Genomic DNA, 19,317 nt, shown 5'->3' with positions numbered 1-19,317 from the left:
AAGGATTGTCTGGGCAGCGCCGAGGCTGCCCATGTCATGTCCGAGTGCTTAGAGCGAAGCCTTGATCTTTTCGGCGGCTTCCGGCGAGACCCAGTCTTTCCAGAGGGGCTCGTTGTTCTTCAGGAAGTATTTGGCGCCGTCTTCACCTGTCGCCTGGTTATCGGTCATCCAGGCGATCAGCTTGTTGACAGTGTCATTGGTCCAGGCGCGTTTCTTCAGGTAATCGATGGCAGGGCCGCCGCGATCGGCAAAACTCTTGCTGATCAGCGTCTGCACATCATCGGACGGCCAGGCATTCGGCTTGGGATCGGCGCAATCGGCAATAGAAGTGCAACGCTTCCATTCGGCCGCATCATATTCCGTTCCGTATCCAAGCTTGACCATCTCGTATTTGCCGAGCAGCGAGGTCGGAGCCCAGTAATAGCCGACCCAGGCCTGCTTGCCTTCGTAGGCCTTGGCGATCGAGCCATCGAGACCTGCGGCAGAACCGGTGTCAACGAGCGTAAAGCCTGCCTTCTCCGCATCATAGGCCTTGAAGAGCTGCGCGGTAACGACAGTGCCGCCCCAGCCCTGCGGCCCGTTGAAGACGGCGCCCTTGCTCTTGTCTTCCGGCGCCGGGAAGAGTTCGGGATGTTTCAGGAGATCAGGAATGGTCTTGATGTCCGGATGGGCGTCGGCGATGTATTTGGGAATCCACCAACCCTGTATCGCGCCGTCAGAGAGGATCTTGGCGCCCTGGACGACCTTGCCGCCTTCGAGGCCACGCTTGACCAGCTCCGGCTGCAGGCTGACCCAGGCTTCCGGCGCAACGTCCGGCTCTCCCTTTTCCGCCATGGAGGTGAGCGTCGGGACGGTGTCGCCGCTGACGATTTCTGCCGAACAGCCATAACCTTCCTCGAGGATCAACTTATCGAGGCTTGCAGCCACTTCTGCCGACTGCCAGTTCATGCTTGCGATGGTGATATTGCCGCAATCGGCGGCAAAAGCGCTGCCGCCCGCGAGCATGGCGCCAGCTGCGAGAATGGTGGATGCCAAAAGTACTTTCATTTTTTTGTTCCCTCTGGTCGCGGTGCATCCTGAACCCGGGCGCCGGCGGCACCGCACGCCGACCCCCGCATTGAGCCTGCTTTAGGGCTGCAACAGCCATTCTGGTTACGTCAAAAAATGGCGCATTAGAGCCGTCTTTCAATGCTGTCTTAAATACGGCGTCGCTTACGGAATGTCGGGTTGACGCAATCGCGCTATGGTTGTTGCCGTAGCAGCGGCATACCATCGGGCTGCATAATGAGTTGTGGCTTTCGAGCATCCAAGATGGGCAGCATTGATGGCTGCCCTCATCCCGCGCCAATCCTTCCACGAAGCAATTTTCGAAAACGAAGGATGCGCTTGTCAGAAGTTGGATACTAATATATTACTTCCGTCATCAGGCCGAAGGGAGGCGGTTATCGATGGCTTTAGATACCCAATGTTCAAATCTTGCCGGTGAAGGAACGCGATGAATTCGCCCACCGGAATCACGCGCAAGAAACGCTCCCTTCAAGGCGTCACGGTGCTCTCGCATCAGCGCGCAGCTGCACCGCGAGCGGCGACGCTGGTCTACAATGCGCTTCTCGATGACATCGTGTCGTTGCGCCGAAAGCCGATGGAGCTGTTGAACGAGAAGGAGCTTGAAGCCCAGTTCGGCGTCAGCCGCACGCCGATCCGCGAGGCGATCATCCGTCTTGCCGATGACGGTCTGGTGGACGTCTTCCCGCAGTCGGGCACGTTCGTTTCCCGTATTCCGCGGCGGGCGCTTTACGAGGCGATGCTCGTGCGCAAGGCGCTGGAGGATACAACGGTTTCGATCGCGGTCGAGAAGATGACGCCGGCGGGTCTAAGGGCGCTGGAACGCAATCTTGCTGATCTCGATGCCTGTCACCGCGACGGTGATGTCGCAGCCTTCCATATCATCGACAATGATTTCCACCAGCTCATCAGCACTATCGCCGGCTTCCCCGGCATCTGGGCAATCATCCAGCAGGTCAAGGTTCACAGCGATCGTTACCGCCTGCTGACGCTGCCGCAGCAAGGCCGCCTGACGCGCGTCATCGAGGAGCATGCAGCCGTGATCGATTGCATGCGGATGGGCGACAAGGATGGCGCAAAGGCCGCCATGGAGTTCCATCTCGGCAAGCTGCTGCACGAGGTCGAGCAGGCCGAGATGCTCGACCCAGCCTATTTCATTGAGGATGCCCCGCAGATGGTGGCCTCCGGAGGAGAGAAGGATAATTCCAATGCAGATTGACGTGCGACACGCCTCCCATCCCGAAGCTGTCAAGGGTTTCGATACGGAAACCCTGCGGCATCACTTCCTGGTCGAGACGGTGTTTGTGCCTGGCGACATCCGGCTCACCTATTCCCACTATGATCGCATGGTGATCGGCGGTGCTGCGCCGCTCGGGGCGGCTCTCACGCTGACCGCGCCGAAGGCGATTGGCCAGGAAACGTTTCTGGCCGAGCGCGAGCTCGGTGTGTTGAATGTCGGCGGCGCCGGTCGCGTGATCGTCGATGGCACCAGCTACGCTCTGGCGAAGTACGATTGCCTCTATGTCGGCAAAGGCGCCGTCGACGTCAGTTTCGAAAGTGCCGATGCCGGCAGTCCGGCAAAATTCTACCTGGTTTCGACGCCCGCTCATGCCAGCCATCCGACGGTGCTCTTGACGCGTGACAAGGCGCGGCACCTGACGCCGGGCGAGGCGGCAACCGCCAACAAGCGTTCGATCTATCAATATATCCACCCGGAGGTCTGCCAGTCCTGTCAGCTGACCATGGGCTTCACCAGCCTCGAGACCGGCAGCATCTGGAATACCATGCCGAGCCACACGCATGACCGGCGCATGGAAGCCTATCTCTATTTCGATCTCGATGCCGACCAGCGCGTCTTCCATTTCATGGGCGAGCCACAGCAGACACGTCACATGCTCGTCGCCAACGAGCAGGCGATCATCTCACCGCCCTGGTCGATCCATTCCGGCGCCGGCACCAAGAACTACAGCTTCATCTGGGCGATGGCCGGCGACAACAAGAGCTTTACCGATATGGACCATATCGCAATCGGCGATCTGAGGTGACGGCGATGCAGGCACTTTTCGATCTTTCGGGAAAAACGGCCGTCGTTACCGGTGCCAATACCGGCATCGGGCAGGGCATTGCCGTAGCGCTTGCCGAAGCGGGTGCCTCGATCGTCGCCGTCGGCCGCTCGTCTATGGACGAGACGGAAGCACTGGTCGCCAAGGCGGGTGCAAAATTCCACGTCATCAAAGCCGATCTCGGCACGATCGAGCCGGTCAAGCCGATCGTTGCGGAAGCGCTGGAGCGCTTTGGAGCCCTCGATATCCTCGTCAACAATGCCGGCATCATCCGCCGCGCCGACGCGATCGATTTTACCGAGGAAGACTGGGATGCGGTGATGAATGTCAACCTGAAGACAGCCTTCTTTCTGTCTCAGGCTGCTGCCCGCCACATGCTCGAAAAAGGGCGCGGCAAGATCATTAACATCGCTTCGCTGCTCTCCTTTCAGGGCGGCATCCGCATCCCGTCCTACACCGCCTCAAAAAGCGGACTTGCGGGTCTGACCCGGCTGCTTGCCTGCGAATGGGCGGGCAAGGGCGTCAACGTCAACGCCATCGCTCCCGGCTATTTCGTGACCAACAACACGACGGCGCTGCGCGAGGATGCCGATCGCAATGCCAGCATCCTGGCCCGAATCCCGGCGGGCCGCTGGGGTGAGCCCGGCGATATCGGCGGTGCTGCCGTGTTCCTGGCGTCGTCAGCATCCGACTATGTACACGGCACGGTTCTGCCCGTCGATGGAGGCTGGCTGGCGCGCTGACGCGACAGCCAGGAGGAGACATGACGCCTTCCCACGGGAAAGGCGAGGCCGCGTCGGTGGAGTTGGCGTGGCCGGAATGGAGGAGGACATGCAGTACCAGTTCGATTTTTCGGCCTTGCTGCCCTACTGGAGCGACTTCCTGTCGGGCGCGCTTGTCACGATCGAGATCACCGTCTTTTCGGTGGTCATCGGTCTGGTGATTGGCGTTGCCTGCGCCATAGCCCGTCGTTCGACTATCGGGCCGCTGCGTGCCCTTGTCAGTATCTATGTCGAGACAGTGCGTAACACGCCCTTCATCGTGCAGATCTTCTTCATTTTCTTCGGACTGTCGTCGGTCGGCATCCGCCTGCCGATCATTGCCGCCGCTGTCTTCGCCATGGTCATCAATGTCGGCGCCTATACGGCCGAGATCATCCGCGCCGGCATGGATTCCATCCATCCGAGCCAGATCGAGGCAGCCGAGGCGCTCGGCCTGTCGAAGCTGCAGATCTACCGTGACATCATTCTCCTGCCGGCGATCGAACGCGTCTATCCGGCACTTTCCAGCCAGTTCATCCTGATGATGCTGTCGACCTCGATCGCTTCGCAGATCTCGGCCGAGGAGCTGACGGGCGTCGCCAACAACATCCAGTCGAATACATTCCGATCACTGGAAACCTATATGGTCGTCGCGGTCCTCTACATCGCCATTACCTATCTGATGCGGGCGGGCTTCTATGGCCTCGGTCTCATCGCCTTTCCGCGCCGCCGCCGGCTCGGCACGTCGCTCTAGAGGTCGCCATGCTCGGTGGATTTTCCTTCAATCACCTCATCTATCTGCTGGATGGCCTCGTCTGGACGGTGGTGCTGTCTGCACTCGCCTTCGTGCTGGGCGGCATCGCCGGCTTCTTCGTGATGCTTTGCCGCATTTCGCGCTTCCTCTGGCTGCGGCGCGCTGCCCTCATCTATATCCAGATCGTTCAGGGCACGCCGCTGCTCATCCAGATGTTCATCCTCTATTTCGGCCTGGGGGTCATCAATATCTCGGTGCCGCCGCTGGTGGCGGCCGGCCTCGGCATGATGATCTATTCGAGCTCCTATCTCGGCGAGATCTGGCGCGGTTCGGTGGAGTCGATCTCGCGTACACAGTTCGAGGCGGCCGAATGTCTCGGCCTGACGCGCTGGCAGGCGCTACGTGATGTGATCCTGCCGCAGGCGCTGAGGATCGCCACGCCGCCGACGGTCGGTTTTCTCGTCCAGCTCGTCAAGAATACCTCGCTCGCCTCGGTCGTCGGCTTCCTGGAGCTGACACGTGCGGCGCAGGTCATCAACAACTCCCTGTTCCAGCCCTTCCTGGTGTTCGGCATCGCAGCGCTTCTCTATTTCGCTGTGTGCTACCCGCTGTCGGTCTGGAGCCGCTCTCTCGAGAGGAAGCTCAATGTCGGTCGCCGTTAAACTCACCAATGTCGTCAAGCGCTTCGGCGCTCTGGAAGTGCTGAAGGGCGTTTCCTTCGAGATCAATGCCGGCGAGGTGGTGGCGCTGATCGGCCAGTCCGGCTCCGGCAAAAGCACCGCACTTCGCTGCATCAACCGGCTGGAGACGATCCAGGACGGCTCGATCGAAGTGTGCGGCCACCGCGTGGAAGATCCGAAGCTCGATCTCCGGACACTGCGCCGGGATATCGGCATGGTGTTCCAGAGCTACAACCTCTTCCCGCATATGACGGTTGCCGAAAACATCATGCTGGCGCTGCGCCGCGTGAAGGGCATGCGCAAGGACCAGGCCTTCGAGATCGCGAGGCAGGTGCTCGCCAAGGTCGGTCTCTCGGAAAAGATCGATGCCTATCCGGAGCAATTGTCGGGCGGCCAGCAGCAGCGCGTGGCAATCGCCCGTTCACTCGCCATGCAGCCGAAGGTGATGCTCTTCGATGAGGTAACGTCTGCTCTCGACCCGAAGCTGACAGGCGAGGTGCTGCGCGTGATGGAAGATCTCGCCCGCGGCGGCATGACGATGATCGTCGTCACCCACGAGATGGGCTTTGCCAAGCGCGCTGCCAACCGCGTCATCTACATGCATACCGGCAAGGTCTGGGAGACGGGTGGCGCCGATATCCTGAGCAATCCGCAGACACCGGAGCTCAAGGAATTCATGGCTGCAGAGCTTTAGACCCCGGTACTTGCGGGAGGGAATTGCCTGCGCCGGATGAACCGGTGCGGGTTTTACAGGAGGCCCGACAGAGAGCGGGCAGAGGCAATCAGGTAGAGGAGACTTGGAGTATGCCGAAGACAATGATTTCGAAACTGGCACTGTTGGCCGGCGCAGGCTTGCTGGCGCTGGCAAGTGTTGCCCATGCCGACGTGCTCGACAATATCAAGAAGGCGGGCAAGGTGCGCATCGCGGTCGCGATGGGCATTCCGGAATATTCCTTCGTCGATGAAAACCTCAAGCCCACCGGTTCGGACGTCGAAACCGCGAAGCTGATCGCCAAGGATCTCGGCGTCGAACTGGAACTGGTGGAAATCACCAACGCTGCCCGCGTTCCCTCGGTCCAGACAGGCAAGGCCGACATGGTCGTCTCTTCGCTTGGCATTACCGAGGAACGCAAGAAGGCGATCGATTATTCCGTTCCCTATGCGACGCTGGCACTCGTCGTCGCAGCTCAGCCGAGCGTTGAGATCAAGAACTATGCCGATCTCGATGGCAAGCGCATCGGCGTTACCCGCGCGACCACCAACGACCAGGACATCACCGCCAATGCGAAGGGCGCAGATATCGTTCGCTTCGAGGATGACGCAACGCTGATCACGTCTGTTGTCTCCGGCCAGGTCGATATCCTCTCCAGCCAGTCGGCTGTCATCAACGGCATCAACAAGAAGATGGCCGATCATCCGCTGCAGGTGAAGTTCACGCAGAAGGAAACCAATCTCGGCATCGGTATTCCGAAGGGTGAAGCTGGTCTCAAGACCTGGCTCGACCAGTGGGTCAAGACCAATTTCGACAACAAGGTGCTGCGCGACATCTATCGCAAGTACCACAATGCCGAACTGCCCGACGATCTGACCTCGCGTTGATCGAATAGCGGCGCCGATGCCTTCATGGCGCCAGTCTTCGACGATCCTAGATTTCCGCCAATTTTGTCGCCGCGGCCCTTGTGCCGCGGCGTTCGATTTTTTGCGCCTGAATATCCGGCTTCTGCTACGCCGTCCTTCCATCGATACCTGTGGCGACTTTGTTCTCTGTAAAACGTTGACGATTTATCGATAATTTCTTAGTGATGTTGGAAACGAACGGCGGAGGCGATTTTGTCGGGCATTGCGGCTGGTAGCTGGGACTTCTGGATCGACCGTGGGGGCACCTTCACCGATATCGTCGGGCGCGACCCGTTCGGTGCACTCCACGCCCGCAAAGTGCTGTCTGAAAACCCGGAAGCCTATCGCGATGCCGCCGTCCACGGAATCCGACAGCATCTCGGCCTGACTGCAGGGGAGGCGATCCCGGCCGGGCTGATCGGCGAGGTCCGCATGGGCACAACCGTTGCCACCAATGCGCTTCTGGAGCGCAAGGGCGAACCTCTGGCGCTTGTGACGACGAAGGGTTTTCGCGATGCGCTGCGCATCGGCTATCAGGAGCGCAAGAAGATCTTTGCGACGGAGATCGTCAAGCCGGAAGCGCTTTATCAGGATGTGGTCGGGCTCGAAGAGCGCGTACTGGCTGACGGTACCGTCGAGACAAAACTCGATGAAGCCGCGACCGAAGCAGCACTCCGCGATCTGCGAGGCAAGGGTTACCGCGCCGTGGCCATCGTCTTCATGCACGCTTACAAATATCCCGCGCACGAGGCGGCAGCCGCACGCATCGCCCACGCCATCGGCTTCGAGCAGGTTTCCGTCAGCCACGAAGTCTCGCCGCTGATCAAACTGGTCGGTCGTGGCGATACGACTGTTGTCGATGCCTATCTTTCGCCGGTGCTCGGCCGCTATGTGCGCCAGGTCTCCGATGAACTCGACGTCGCGAGAACCGGTGCGCGCGTCATGTTCATGATGTCTTCGGGCGGGCTGACAGCGGCCGATATGTTTCAGGGCAAGGACGCGATCCTGTCCGGCCCGGCCGGCGGTGTGGTCGGTCTTGCCAAGACCGGCGAACAGGCAGGTTTCGGCCACGTGATCGGCTTCGACATGGGCGGCACCTCAACGGATGTCGCACATTTCGATGGCGAATATGAGCGCGCCTTCGAAACGGAAGTGGCGGGCGTGCGTGTTCGTGCACCGATGATGCTGATCCATACCGTGGCGGCCGGTGGCGGCTCTATCCTGCATTTCGAAAGCGGCCGTTTCCGCGTCGGGCCTGATTCCGCAGGCGCTTTCCCAGGCCCCGCCTGCTACCGCAATGGCGGGCCGCTTGCGGTGACCGATGCCAACGTCATGGCCGGCAAGCTGTTGCCCGATTTCTTCCCGACGATCTTTGGCCCGAACCAGGACCAGCCGCTCGATATCGAGACGGTGCGGCAGAAATTCACCGCGCTTGCAGCGGAGATCGGTGACGGACGCAGCCCGGAAGAGGTAGCCGACGGTTTCATCCGCATCGCCGTTGCCAATATGGTCGAGGCGATCAAGAAGATTTCCGTCCAGCGCGGTTATGACGTGACGCGTTACGCATTGAACTGCTTTGGCGGTGCCGGCGGCCAGCATGCCTGCCTGGTGGCCGATGCGCTCGGTATGAAGAGCATACTTCTTCATCCGATGTCCGGCCTGCTCTCGGCCTATGGCATGGGCCTTGCCGATATCCGCTCCACCCGCCAGAAGGCGCTCGGCGTGCCGCTCGATGCGGCCGCACCGGCAGCGATGACAGCGCTTGGCAGAGAATTGCAGGGCGAGTGCCTGCCGGAGCTGGTGGCGCAGGGCGTCGAGGCCGGCAAGATCAAGACGGTGTTGCGTGCACATATCCGCTATGCCGGCACCGATACGCTGCTCGCCGTCGAGGCACTGTTCCCGCAGGATGACGACGCGCCGCGCCTGCGCAGGGAATTCGAGATCCTGCATAAGCGCCGCTTCGGCTTCGTCGCCGAGGACAAGCCATTGGTCGTGGAGGCCGTCGAGGTGGAATGCATCGGCGGTGCGGCCGCCGAAATCGACGTTGATCGTGGCGAAGCGGCTGAGGGCGAGGCATTGCCCATCCGACACACCCTGTTCCATTCGCAGGGCGAAAGCCATGACGCGGCTGTCGTCATGCGCGATGGCATTCAGCCCGGCCAGACCGTGACCGGACCGGCCATCATCATTGAGCCGAACCAGACCATCGTCGTGGAAGACGGCTGGCAGGCGAAGCTGACGTCGCGCGATCATATCGTGCTCACCCGCATCAAGGCGCTGCCGGAGCGCACGGCGATCGGCACCAAGGCTGATCCGGTCATGCTGGAGATCTTCAACAATCTCTTCATGTCGATTGCCGAGCAGATGGGCGTCACGCTGCAGAACACGGCCTATTCCGTCAACATCAAGGAACGGCTCGACTTTTCCTGCGCGGTCTTCGATGCGGACGGCAATCTCGTCGCCAATGCGCCTCATATGCCGGTTCATCTCGGTTCCATGGACGCGTCTGTCGCCACTGCCATCCGCGAAAATCCGGTCATTCATCCGGGCGACGTCTTCCTGATCAATGCGCCCTACAATGGCGGCACGCATCTGCCCGATCTCACGGTCTGTACGCCCGTCTTCGACGATGCCGGCACACGCATCCGTTTCTGGGTGGCGAGCCGCGGGCACCATGCCGATATCGGCGGTATCTCCCCGGGCTCGATGTCGCCTCTCGCGACGCATATCGAGGAGGAAGGCGTCTATATCGACAATTTCAAGCTGCTCGATCGTGGCAAATTCCGCGAAGACGCTCTTGCGGATTTGCTTACTGGTGCGCGTTATCCAGTGCGCACGCTGGCGCAGAACGTCAACGACCTGAAGGCGCAGGTTGCCGCCAATGAAAAGGGTGTGGCGGAACTGAAGAAGATGATCGCGCTCTTCGGCGAGGACGTGGTCGATGCCTATATGGGCCATGTGCAGGACAACGCCGCCGAAAGCGTGCGCCGTGTCCTCGACCGCCTGCCGGACGGCGAATTTTCCTATGAGATGGATCAGGGCTGCAAGATCGTCGTCAGGATTTCCATCGATCGGGAAAAACGCGAAGCAACCGTCGATTTTACCGGCACCTCAGCGCAGCGCTCCGACAATTTCAACGCGCCGGCGCCGGTGACGCGCGCTGCCGTGCTCTATGTTTTCCGGGTGCTGGTCGAAGCCGATATTCCGATGAATGCCGGCTGCCTGCGGCCGATCCGCATCGTCATTCCCGATGGCACCATGCTGACGCCCGTTTATCCGGCAGCCGTCGTTGCCGGCAATGTCGAAGTCAGCCAGGCCGTTACCAATTGCCTGATCGGTGCCGTCGGCGCCATGGCCGCGGCCCAGGGCACGATGAACAACCTGACCTTCGGCAACGACAAGTACCAGTATTACGAAACCATCTGCTCTGGCGCGCCGGCAGGCCCGGGCTTCAACGGTGCGGATGCCGTGCACACGCATATGACCAATTCGCGCCTCACCGATCCGGAAATCCTGGAGAGCCGTTTCCCCGTTGTGCTCGAGGATTTCCATATCCGGCCAAATTCCGGTGGCCGCGGTCAGTGGCATGCCGGCAACGGCACGCAGAGAACGATCCGCACGCTCGAGACGCTGGAATTTGCCGTTCTCTCCGGTCATCGCCGCGTGGCGCCGTTCGGGCTGAAAGGTGGCGAAGATGGACAGACCGGCCGCAACTACGTTCGCCGAAATGACGGTACGATTGATGAACTGATCGGTGCTGCCCACACGGTGTTGGAAGCGGGTGAAGCCTTTACTGTCGTGACGCCAACAGGCGGCGGGTACGGACCGAGAGATGCCTGAGCAATTGGGATGGAAGTGCGTTCAATGGAAAAATCGAAAGAACAAAAGGCGCCCCGCGATCTGATCGTCTCGTCGGCCCATCTGGCACTCGGCAGCTCGCCGGCTCTTTCGGAGCTCGAATACGGATCGGTCCTCTTTTCTCACGCGTTTAATCGCTGGATGGTGCGCTGCATGGCTGCCGCCGGGGTGCCCAGTCTGTCGCCGGTCGAGATCCTCATCATTCACTCGGTTCGCCATCGCGGCCGGCCGAAGACATTGTCCGACCTCTGCCTCGTGCTCGATATCGAAGACACTCATGTCGCCAACTACGCGGTAAAAAAGCTTGATGCGGCCGGCCTCGTCAAAACCGGAAAATCCGGCAAGGAAAAAGTCATCCAGGTCACCGACAAAGGCCTGGAGGCGCTGACGCGATATTCGGAAATCCGCGAGCGGCTTCTGGTCGAGGCGACGAAAGTGTCGGGACTATCGCAGGAGGATTTGTCGGGTATCGCCTCCCACCTGAGAGCTCTCTCGGGCTATTACGAGCAGGCGGCAAGATCAGCGGCGACCTTATGATCGAAACCGCCGAAAGCAGAGACGCCGCCATTTTCTCGGCTCTCTAACCGGGGCTGGTATATCCGCTCTCTTGTCAAAAGCGTACTCCGCCTTGAGAGGCGGAGTACGCTAGCAAGGTCCGGGCTCAGTTCTTGACCGTGTCTTCCAGGAAGAAGCGGCCGAGCGGGTTCTGGTAGAAGTTGTCGATGTTCTTGCGTGCGACGTTGATGTAGGGGCTGTAGTAGAGATCGATCCAGTTGACGTCGTCCTTGGCGGTCTTCTGCAGATCGATATACATCTGCTCGCGCTTTTTCGGATCGAGTTCCAGGCGGGCCTTGGCGACCAGCTCCTTCACGGCATCGTTCTTGTAGTTCGTCATGTAGTTGTTGTTGGAATCGTGGCCGAGCACGAAGGTCGTCTTCTGGTCCGGGTCGAGAATGTCGTTGGTCCAGTAGTTGACCGAGATATCGTAATCGCCGGCAACCGTCATGTCCCATTCCTGGCTCGGGTCGACCTTCTGGAGGTTGGCAGTGATGCCGGCCTTGGCGAGCTGCTGTTGCACCAGTACGGCGGTCTGCTCGTCCACCTCGTCACCGGCGCGGATCAGGTAGTTCAGCGTCAGGTTGGTGACGCCGGCGTCGGCCAGCATCTTCTTGGCCTTTTCTGGGTCATAGGGGCGCTGCAGATTGTCGGCGTAATGATAGAGCGCGCCCTTCGGAACGTACGAATTGGCGACCGTGCCCTGGCCGAAGGTGACGGCATCGACGATTGCCTTCTTGTCGATTGCGATGTCGAGCGCCTGGCGTACTTCCTTCTTGGCGAGATCGCCATGGGCATGGTTGATCAGCAGATGGTCCTCACGGGTCGAAGGATCGGCCAATACGTTGAGGTTGGCGTCCTTCTTCAACTCCTCGACGCGCGAAAAGGGCACGAAGATCGCCGCGTCGAGCTGGCCTGCCTGCACGTTCAGCATGCGGGTATTGTCGTCAGGCACCGAGATCCACTCGACGCCGTCGAGCTTTACCCGGTCTGCCTGCCAGAAATTCGGGTTCTTCTTAAGGATGATGCGGTCGCCGCGGCGCCATTCCTCTACGGTGAAGGCGCCTGACGAAATGGGCTTTTCAGCGTAGGCGTCGGCCCCCATGGATTCGATGCCGGCCTTGGAAATGACGGATGCATTCGGCAGTGCCAGCGTCGACAGGAAGGGCGCGGAAGGGTTCTTGAGCTTGATCGTCAGCGTATGCGGATCGCTTGCGACGGCCGTGTCGATCACCTTATAGGAATCGCTCCAGAGCGAGCCTTGATCGTCGCGGATGCGCAGCAGGCTGAAGGCGGCATCTTCCGCCGTCAGCGGCGAGCCGTCGGAGAATTTCGCATCGCGGATCTTGAAGACATAGGTCAGTCCGTCGTCGGACGCCGTCCAGCTCTCGGCCAGGCCAGGCTCCAGCTTGGTGCCGGTCTTGTCGACGCGGATCAGCACGTCATAGACGTTGGAAAAGACCCAGTTGTCGATGTTCTGCGCCGTTTTGATCGGGTCGAATGTCGTCGAATCCTCGCGACGGCCGATGGTAAGCACACCGGCGGCTTCGGCATAGGATGCGCTGAGCGTCAGGCCCGCAAGAAGCGCTGCAAGCCCGATTGATTTCCATCTGGTGATCATGCGTTCGTTCCCTTCGTTGTTATGGCATGCGTTTGACGGGTAGTGCCGGCATCGATTGCAGCTCGGCTTCGAAGCTGGCGCTGCTCAGAAGCGGCTTGTCCGGATCGATATCGGGAATGGCGGCGATCAGCGCCGCGGTATAGGGATGTTTCGGCCGCGCAAAGACCTCTTTCGAGAGGCCTTCTTCGACGATCTCGCCACGATACATGACGACCACGCGTTCGCAGAGATTGCGCACGATCGCCAGGTCATGGGCGATAAACATCAGCGTCAGGTTCATTCTTGCGGTTAGTTCGCGGAAAAGCGCGATGATCTGTGCCTGGATCGTGACGTCGAGGGCCGCAACACATTCGTCAGCAATGATGAGCTTCGGATCGACAGCGAGCGCCCGGGCAATCCCGGCGCGCTGGCACTGACCACCGCTCATGCTGCGAGGTTTGCGATTTGCAAACTCTCGCTCCAGCCCGACAAGATCGAGTAATTCGCCGATCCTCTCCGGAATGGCCGATGCCGGCACCTTGCCCTGCACCTTCAGCACCTCGGCAAGCATCTGCCCGATCGTGAGGCGCGGATTGAGTGCGTTATAAGGGTCCTGAAAGACCATGGCCGTCTCACGCCGCAGCTTTGCGAGTCCGGCAGCCCGCTGCTGAGCGAGATCGATCCCTCCGAAGGACACATGACCTGAGGAGATCGGCGTCAGCCCCAGCACGGCGCGTGCGAGTGTGCTCTTGCCGCTGCCGGATTCGCCGACGATGCCGATGGTTTCGCCCGGCATGACCTGCAGGCTGACACCGGAAACGGCGCCTACCGTCTTGGCACTGCTCTTGAACAGGCTGCCGCCAACCTTGAAACGCACATGCAGGTCGTCGATCTCAAGAAGCGGCTTGGTCGATGCTGCCGAAGACGCGAGCAGCGGCTCCGGCATTGGCGCCTCGTCCGGCATGGAGGGATGGCTGTTGATCAGATTGATCGTGTAGGCGTCCTGCGGCCGGGAGAGGATCGTCCGTTTCGGCCCCTGTTCAAGCAGCTTGCCATTGCGCATGACGGCGATGCGGTCGCAGGTCTGGGCGACGATGCCGAGATCGTGGGTGATGAGGATGATCGACAGGCCGCGCTTTTCTCGGATCTCCAGCAAGAGTTTCAGGATCTGCGCCTGGATCGTCACGTCGAGTGCCGTCGTCGGCTCGTCGGCGATCAGGATCTTCGGGTTGCAGGAGAGCGCCACGCCGATCATGGCGCGCTGGCGCATGCCGCCGGAAAACTCGTGCGGATAACTGTCATATTGGCGAACGGGATCGGGAAAGCCAACCTGCGTCAGGATCTCGATCGCCGCCGCACGTGTTTCCTTGGCGCCGAGCCCTTGATGATAGCGGATGCCCTCGGAAATCTGGTCGCCGATGCGCATGACCGGATCGAGGTGGCTCGTCGGGTTCTGGAAGATCATGCCGATCTCGCCGCCCCGAACTTCCAGCATCTCGGCTTCGCTTGCCGTCGTGAGATCACGCCCTTCGAGCAGGACGGCGCCGCCCTCGATCTTGATCAGAGAGGAGGGCAGCAGCCGGACGAGCGAGCGGCAGAGCAGGCTCTTTCCCGAGCCGCTCTCACCGACCAGGCCGAGGATTTCGCCCTTGGCGAGATCAAGCGAAACATGGTCGATCAGCGTCCGCGCGCCGCTATCGAGATGAACCCTGACTGTCAGGTCACGGACGGAAAGGACCGAAGCGCTCATTCGTGAACTCCGAGAAGTTCGCCGAGCGCATCACCCAGCATGCTGAAGCCGAAGGCGAGGCAGACGATGGATAGGCCTGGGAAAAGCGTGATCCACCATGCCGTTGTGATGAAGCTCTGCCCTTCCGCGACCATGACGCCCCACTCGGCGAGCGGAGGCTGCACACCGAGGCCGAGATAGCTGACCGCCGCGCCGCTGAGCAGCACCAGTGTGGCATCAGACATGGAAAAGACGATGGAGCCGGCAATGGCGTTCGGCAGAAGGTGGCGGAACATGATCCTGAAACGGCTGAAGCCGAGGCTGACGGCCGCGACCGCGTAGTCACTGCTTTTCAGGACCAGCATCTGGGCGCGGATGAGGCGTGCATAGGAGACCCAGCCGACCAGCGCCATGGCAATGTAGAAACTGCTGAGGCCCGGGCCGAGAATGGCGATGATCGACAGCATCAAGACAAGAAACGGGAAGGCGAGAATGATGTCGACGAGGCGCATGAAAACCGCATCGACGATACCGCCGAAGAAGCCGGCTATGGTGCCGACCGTCGTGCCGATCAGGAACGGGAAGATCACGCCGATGACGGCGATCTGCAGGTCGATTCGGGCGCCCCATATGACGCGCGAAAGTATGTCGCGGCCGAAATTGTCTGTGCCGAAGAGATGGGCGAAGGAGGGCGGCTGTAGCCGCACATCGGCATTCTGCAGGATCGGATCATACGGTGCGACCAATGGTGCGGCGATCGCCAGAAGCAGGAAGAACAGGAGAATGCCGGCGCCGACGACGAGTGTCAGCCGGCGGCCGAGGAAACGGCGCCAGGCGACCGGAGAGGGAGTAAAGGCCTCGACGCTCATAGCTTCACCCTCGGATCGACAGCGACGGTGACGATATCGGCAATGAAATTGACGAGCACGGTGGCGCAGGCAAAGGTCATGGCCACACACTGAACGACCATGTAGTCGCGCGAGAAAATGGCGCGCACCAGCAATTGCCCCATGCCCGGCAGGGCAAAGACGCTTTCCACGACGACGGTGCCGCCGATCAGCCAGCCAATGTTGACGGCCAGAAGATTGATTGTCGGTACCAGCGAATTCGGCAGGACGTGGCGCCAGAAGACAATGCTCTCAGGCATGCCGCGGGCGCGAGCGGCTGTCGCTACATCCGATTTCAGGGATTCGATCATCGCGGAGCGCAGGCTGCGGGTCAGCACCGTCGAGAGCGACAACGCAACGGTCAACGCCGGCAAAATGAGATGGGAGAGCTTGTCACCCAGTGTCGTGCCGTAGCCGGAGACGGGCAGGACGCCGAGTTCGACGCTGAAAAAAATGATCAGCATCAGGCCGAGCCAGAAAGGCGGAAAGCCGATCCCGAATGTGGAGATGACGCGTACTGCATGATCAGGCGCGCGGCCAGCGTTGCGAGCTGCAATCGCCGACATCGGCACGGCGATCAGGATCGACAGGATGACGCTTGTCAGTACCAGCGCGATCGTCGGCTCGATGCGCGTGGCAATCAGCGGAAAAACGTCGATCTTGTAGAGGATCGACTTGCCCATTTCGCCATTCGCGAGGTTTTTGAGGAAGTAGAAATATTGCAGCCACATCGGCTGATCGAGTCCGTACTGCGCGCGAATGTTGGCAAGCGCCGTCGGTGTTGCGCGCGTGCCGAGAATGTTGCGGGCGGGATCGCCGGGGATCAATCGCACCAGGATGAAGGTGATGACGCTGATGCCGAAGATAACGGGCAGAAACTGGACCGGCCGGGTCAGTATGAATTTATAGCGATGCATGGCGGCGCTCGCCCCCTTGTCTTCGGCGGGTTCCGATCACCTGATCTTGCATCAGCTTGCCCTGTGCCGCGATAGAAAATCGACCAGTGCGGGATAATAGTCGTGCGGGTTTTCGTAAAACGGCATGTGGCTGGCGTTTGCGAAAACCTTGAGTTCGGCATTTGGCAACGCAAGCTTCATGCGCAGCGCGCAAGCCGGCGTCAACTCGTCATGTTCCCCCGTCGTAATCAATACCGGCGCCTTCACCCGAGGCAGGTCGGGAACACGGTTCCAGTCCTTCAGATTGCCGATATAGAGAAATTCGTTCGGCCCCTGCATGGTCTCATAGGGACCCATGTTCCAGTCATCCAAAGAGCGGCGCACCGGCGCCGGCCAATCCGGCAAGCGGCAGACGTGGCGATAGTTCAGGATCGTCACGGCTGCGAGATATTCCGGATGATTGTAGGTTCCCTGCGCCTCATGCTTCTGCATCATCGCCACCGTCTCAGGCCCGAGGGCGGCCCGGAGCCGCTCCAGCTCCAAGATCAGATGCGGCATATCGGCGACGGTATCTTCGAGGATCAGCGTCTGCAGGTTTTCCGGATAGGTCAGTGCATAGTCGATCGCGAGCCAGCCGCCCCAGGAGTGGCCGAGCATATGGACTTTACCGAGACCCAGCGCCTTTCGCACCGTCTCGGTTTCTTCGACATAGCGGCCGATGGTCCAGAGCGATGCGTCGGTCGGCCGGTCGGAGGCGCCGGTGCCGAGCTGGTCGAAGGCGACAACGCGGTAACCCTTGTCGATGAGACAGGAATGAGCCTCGCGCAGATAGTCGCAGGGCAGACCCGGGCCGCCGTTCAGGCAGAAAACAGTCTCGCTGCCGGTTCCGAAGCTGTAGGCAATCACCTTGTAGCCGTCGACTTCAATCTCATGTCGCGCCTCAGGCTCGATTTCACGCCACATTCACCGCTCCGGCAGAAGATTTCGCTTGCTCAATAATTGGGCATGGCTAAATTTTTATCCGAAACGACGCTCTTCGCCAGCTATAAGAAGTGATAGGGTGGGGAACCACCGGGAGTCCGCCATGCTTGACGAAATCGGAACGATCAGACGGCAGTTCTCAGCCCATCAGACGCTGGACGGGCGTATCGATCAGGTTTTCGCGGCAATGAAAGAGATCGGTTTCGAGGCCCTGATCTACGACTACACGCCGGTGCCTTATGACATCGACGGAGGGATCATGATTCCGTCGATGTTAAAGCTGCGCAATATCTCCGAAGATATGCGCGAATACTGGTTCGACCGCGGCTATTTCCGCATCGATCCGGTGCAACAGGTGGCCTTGCGTACCTCGGCGCCCTTCTTCTGGAACTATGACAGGGACGCCGACACTCTGATCAACCGCTTCATGAGTGACGACACGGCGCCGGTGACGCGTTTCCTCAACGAGCGCGACATGTCGATGGGCGTGACGGTTCCCGTCCATATGCCGCGCGGCGATTATGCGACTGTGACCGGCATCCGTTTCGGCGTTGACAGCGATTTCGAGCACCACGCACTACGTTATATCGCCGATTTCAATCTGCTGGCCCATGTCTTCCATGAGGCCGCCTATTCGCTTTTCGATGCTGAGGCGCTGCGGGTCGGCAAGGTCCGTTTGACAGAGCGGGAGCGGGAATGCCTGCGCCATTCGGCAGAGGGACTTTCGGCCAAGGAAATTTCGCGCATCATCAATCGTTCCGTGCCGACGGTCGTCATGCATCTCAATGCGGCGGCCAAGAAGCTCGGCGCCCGCAACCGCACGCAGGCGGTGGTGCGCGCCACTCATTACCGGCTGCTGGAAGACCGCCCATCCTATAACTTCTAATAGCTGCCTTCGGCTTTTCGGCCACGTTATGCTTTTCCATCATTGCCCTAGAGGATGGAGATATAAGTGGCCGCAGTTTCGACGAAGGAAGGTTTTCTGCCGTTTCGCGAATACCAGACCTGGTATCGCATCACCGGTTCGCTCGATTCCGGCATGTTGCCGCTTGTCGTTGCCCATGGCGGCCCCGGCTGCACGCATGATTATGTCGATTCCTTCAAGGGTATTGCGGAGCTCGATGGCCGCGCTGTCATCCACTACGATCAGCTTGGCAACGGCAATTCCACGCGACTACCCGACAAGGGACCGGATTTCTGGACGCCGGCGCTCTTCCTCGAAGAGCTCGATGCGCTCCTGAAACATCTCGGCATTCAGGATCGGTATGCCTTCCTCGGCCAGTCCTGGGGCGGCATGCTTGGCGCCGAACATGCGGTGCGCCGGCCAAAGGGCCTGAAGGCGCTCGTCATCGCCAATTCGCCAGCCAACATGCATACCTGGGTGGCCGAGGCGAACCGCTTGCGTCGAGAGCTGCCGCAGGCGGTGCAGGACACGCTTCTGAAACACGAGGAAGCCGGAACCATCACCGATCCGGACTATATTGCCGCGTCGCGCGTCTTTTATGACCTGCATGTCTGCCGGGTTTCTCCCTGGCCGCCGGAAGTCGCGCGCACTTTTGCGATCATGGACGAGGACAATACCGTCTACCGCAACATGAACGGTCCGACTGAATTCCACGTCATCGGCACGATGAAGGACTGGACGATCGAAGGTCGGTTGCCGCTTATCGAGGCGCCCACGCTTCTGATCTCTGGCAAATATGACGAGGCGACTCCGCTCGTCGTCAAACCCTATGTCGATCATGTGCAGGGTTGCGAATGGGTGCTCTTCGAGAATTCCAGCCACATGCCGCATGTCGAGGAACGCGAGCTTTGCCTGGACGTTGTTTCTGCCTTCCTTACAAGGCACGATTGATCGCGCCCCGCGGCCG

General features: G+C 60.2%; 17 protein-coding genes. 11 read left to right on the top strand and 6 right to left on the bottom strand.

Translation table 11 applies throughout. From position 1 onward, the window contains the following. Nucleotides 1-48: 48 nt before the first annotated feature. Nucleotides 49-1,047: an ABC transporter substrate-binding protein gene (locus FHT93_RS27635; RefSeq protein ID WP_112546314.1), complete on the bottom strand. Its 999-nt coding sequence runs from the start codon at nucleotides 1,045-1,047 to the stop codon at nucleotides 49-51. Nucleotides 1,048-1,495: 448 nt separating this feature from the next. Between FHT93_RS27635 and FHT93_RS27630 the strand changes: the two genes are divergently transcribed. The 9 genes from FHT93_RS27630 to FHT93_RS27590 all read left to right on the top strand — a co-directional run bounded on the left by FHT93_RS27630 (nucleotide 1,496) and on the right by FHT93_RS27590 (nucleotide 11,335). After that, nucleotides 1,496-2,284 carry a GntR family transcriptional regulator gene (locus FHT93_RS27630; RefSeq protein ID WP_183850436.1) on the top strand — a complete coding sequence of 263 codons (789 nt, stop codon included), beginning with the start codon at nucleotides 1,496-1,498 and terminating at the stop codon, nucleotides 2,282-2,284. Then, the gene (gene kduI / locus FHT93_RS27625) at nucleotides 2,274-3,110 is read left to right on the top strand and encodes a 5-dehydro-4-deoxy-D-glucuronate isomerase (RefSeq protein ID WP_183850434.1); all 837 of its coding nucleotides are present in this window, start codon (nucleotides 2,274-2,276) and stop codon (nucleotides 3,108-3,110) included. The genes FHT93_RS27630 and kduI overlap by 11 nt, the downstream gene beginning before the upstream one ends. Nucleotides 3,111-3,115: 5 nt before the next feature. Further along, nucleotides 3,116-3,871 (top strand): 2-dehydro-3-deoxy-D-gluconate 5-dehydrogenase KduD, encoded by a 756-nt coding sequence (kduD, locus tag FHT93_RS27620; RefSeq protein ID WP_113014380.1) that lies wholly within the window; start codon nucleotides 3,116-3,118, stop codon nucleotides 3,869-3,871. A gap of 88 nt (nucleotides 3,872-3,959) precedes the next feature. Further along, nucleotides 3,960-4,643 (top strand): amino acid ABC transporter permease, encoded by a 684-nt coding sequence (locus tag FHT93_RS27615; protein WP_112546318.1) that lies wholly within the window; start codon nucleotides 3,960-3,962, stop codon nucleotides 4,641-4,643. Between the two features lie 8 nt (nucleotides 4,644-4,651). Then, nucleotides 4,652-5,305, top strand: coding sequence for an amino acid ABC transporter permease (locus FHT93_RS27610; protein ID WP_112546319.1), 654 nt, complete (start codon nucleotides 4,652-4,654; stop codon nucleotides 5,303-5,305). Then, complete coding sequence (locus FHT93_RS27605; RefSeq protein ID WP_113014378.1) at nucleotides 5,289-6,017, top strand: amino acid ABC transporter ATP-binding protein; 729 nt, start codon at nucleotides 5,289-5,291, stop codon at nucleotides 6,015-6,017. Before FHT93_RS27610 ends, FHT93_RS27605 begins: the two co-directional genes overlap by 17 nt. A 110-nt stretch (nucleotides 6,018-6,127) precedes the next feature. Next, entirely contained in the window at nucleotides 6,128-6,922 is a 795-nt protein-coding gene (locus FHT93_RS27600; RefSeq protein WP_112546321.1) for a transporter substrate-binding domain-containing protein, read from the top strand. Between the two features lie 231 nt (nucleotides 6,923-7,153). Further along, nucleotides 7,154-10,780, top strand: a complete 3,627-nt coding sequence (locus tag FHT93_RS27595) for a hydantoinase B/oxoprolinase family protein (protein ID WP_183850432.1) — start codon at nucleotides 7,154-7,156, stop codon at nucleotides 10,778-10,780. Nucleotides 10,781-10,804: 24 nt separating this feature from the next. Next, nucleotides 10,805-11,335 carry a winged helix DNA-binding protein gene (locus tag FHT93_RS27590; protein ID WP_113145328.1) on the top strand — a complete coding sequence of 177 codons (531 nt, stop codon included), beginning with the start codon at nucleotides 10,805-10,807 and terminating at the stop codon, nucleotides 11,333-11,335. A gap of 124 nt (nucleotides 11,336-11,459) precedes the next feature. On the opposite strand, the gene FHT93_RS27585 is transcribed toward FHT93_RS27590, so the two are convergent. Genes FHT93_RS27585 through FHT93_RS27565 form a run of 5 tightly spaced genes read right to left on the bottom strand, consistent with a single transcriptional unit; the run spans nucleotide 11,460 to nucleotide 17,428 of the window. Beyond that, nucleotides 11,460-12,974, bottom strand: coding sequence for an ABC transporter substrate-binding protein (locus FHT93_RS27585; RefSeq protein ID WP_183850430.1), 1,515 nt, complete (start codon nucleotides 12,972-12,974; stop codon nucleotides 11,460-11,462). Nucleotides 12,975-12,993: 19 nt separating this feature from the next. Beyond that, nucleotides 12,994-14,703, bottom strand: coding sequence for an ABC transporter ATP-binding protein (locus FHT93_RS27580; protein WP_183850428.1), 1,710 nt, complete (start codon nucleotides 14,701-14,703; stop codon nucleotides 12,994-12,996). Beyond that, the gene (locus FHT93_RS27575; protein WP_183850426.1) at nucleotides 14,700-15,551 is read right to left on the bottom strand and encodes an ABC transporter permease; all 852 of its coding nucleotides are present in this window, start codon (nucleotides 15,549-15,551) and stop codon (nucleotides 14,700-14,702) included. The genes FHT93_RS27580 and FHT93_RS27575 overlap by 4 nt, the downstream gene beginning before the upstream one ends. Continuing rightward, entirely contained in the window at nucleotides 15,548-16,486 is a 939-nt protein-coding gene (locus tag FHT93_RS27570) for an ABC transporter permease (protein ID WP_183850424.1), read from the bottom strand. Before FHT93_RS27570 ends, FHT93_RS27575 begins: the two co-directional genes overlap by 4 nt. 51 nt (nucleotides 16,487-16,537) lie before the next feature. Continuing rightward, on the bottom strand, nucleotides 16,538-17,428 hold the full coding sequence (locus FHT93_RS27565; RefSeq protein ID WP_113208414.1) for a proline iminopeptidase-family hydrolase: 891 nt from the start codon (nucleotides 17,426-17,428) through the stop codon (nucleotides 16,538-16,540). Nucleotides 17,429-17,549: 121 nt separating this feature from the next. On the opposite strand from FHT93_RS27565, the gene FHT93_RS27560 reads away from it, so the two are divergent. Further along, nucleotides 17,550-18,332, top strand: coding sequence for a LuxR family transcriptional regulator (locus FHT93_RS27560; protein ID WP_183850422.1), 783 nt, complete (start codon nucleotides 17,550-17,552; stop codon nucleotides 18,330-18,332). Nucleotides 18,333-18,398: 66 nt separating this feature from the next. Further along, entirely contained in the window at nucleotides 18,399-19,301 is a 903-nt protein-coding gene (locus tag FHT93_RS27555; RefSeq protein WP_183850420.1) for a proline iminopeptidase-family hydrolase, read from the top strand. Nucleotides 19,302-19,317: the final 16 nt, after the last annotated feature.

Source organism: Rhizobium sp. BK379 (assembly GCF_014193955.1).
Classification (GTDB): domain Bacteria; phylum Pseudomonadota; class Alphaproteobacteria; order Rhizobiales; family Rhizobiaceae; genus Rhizobium.
The sequence above is the reverse complement of the archived record's forward strand: the minus strand, read 5'-3'. Positions and strand labels throughout refer to the sequence as shown.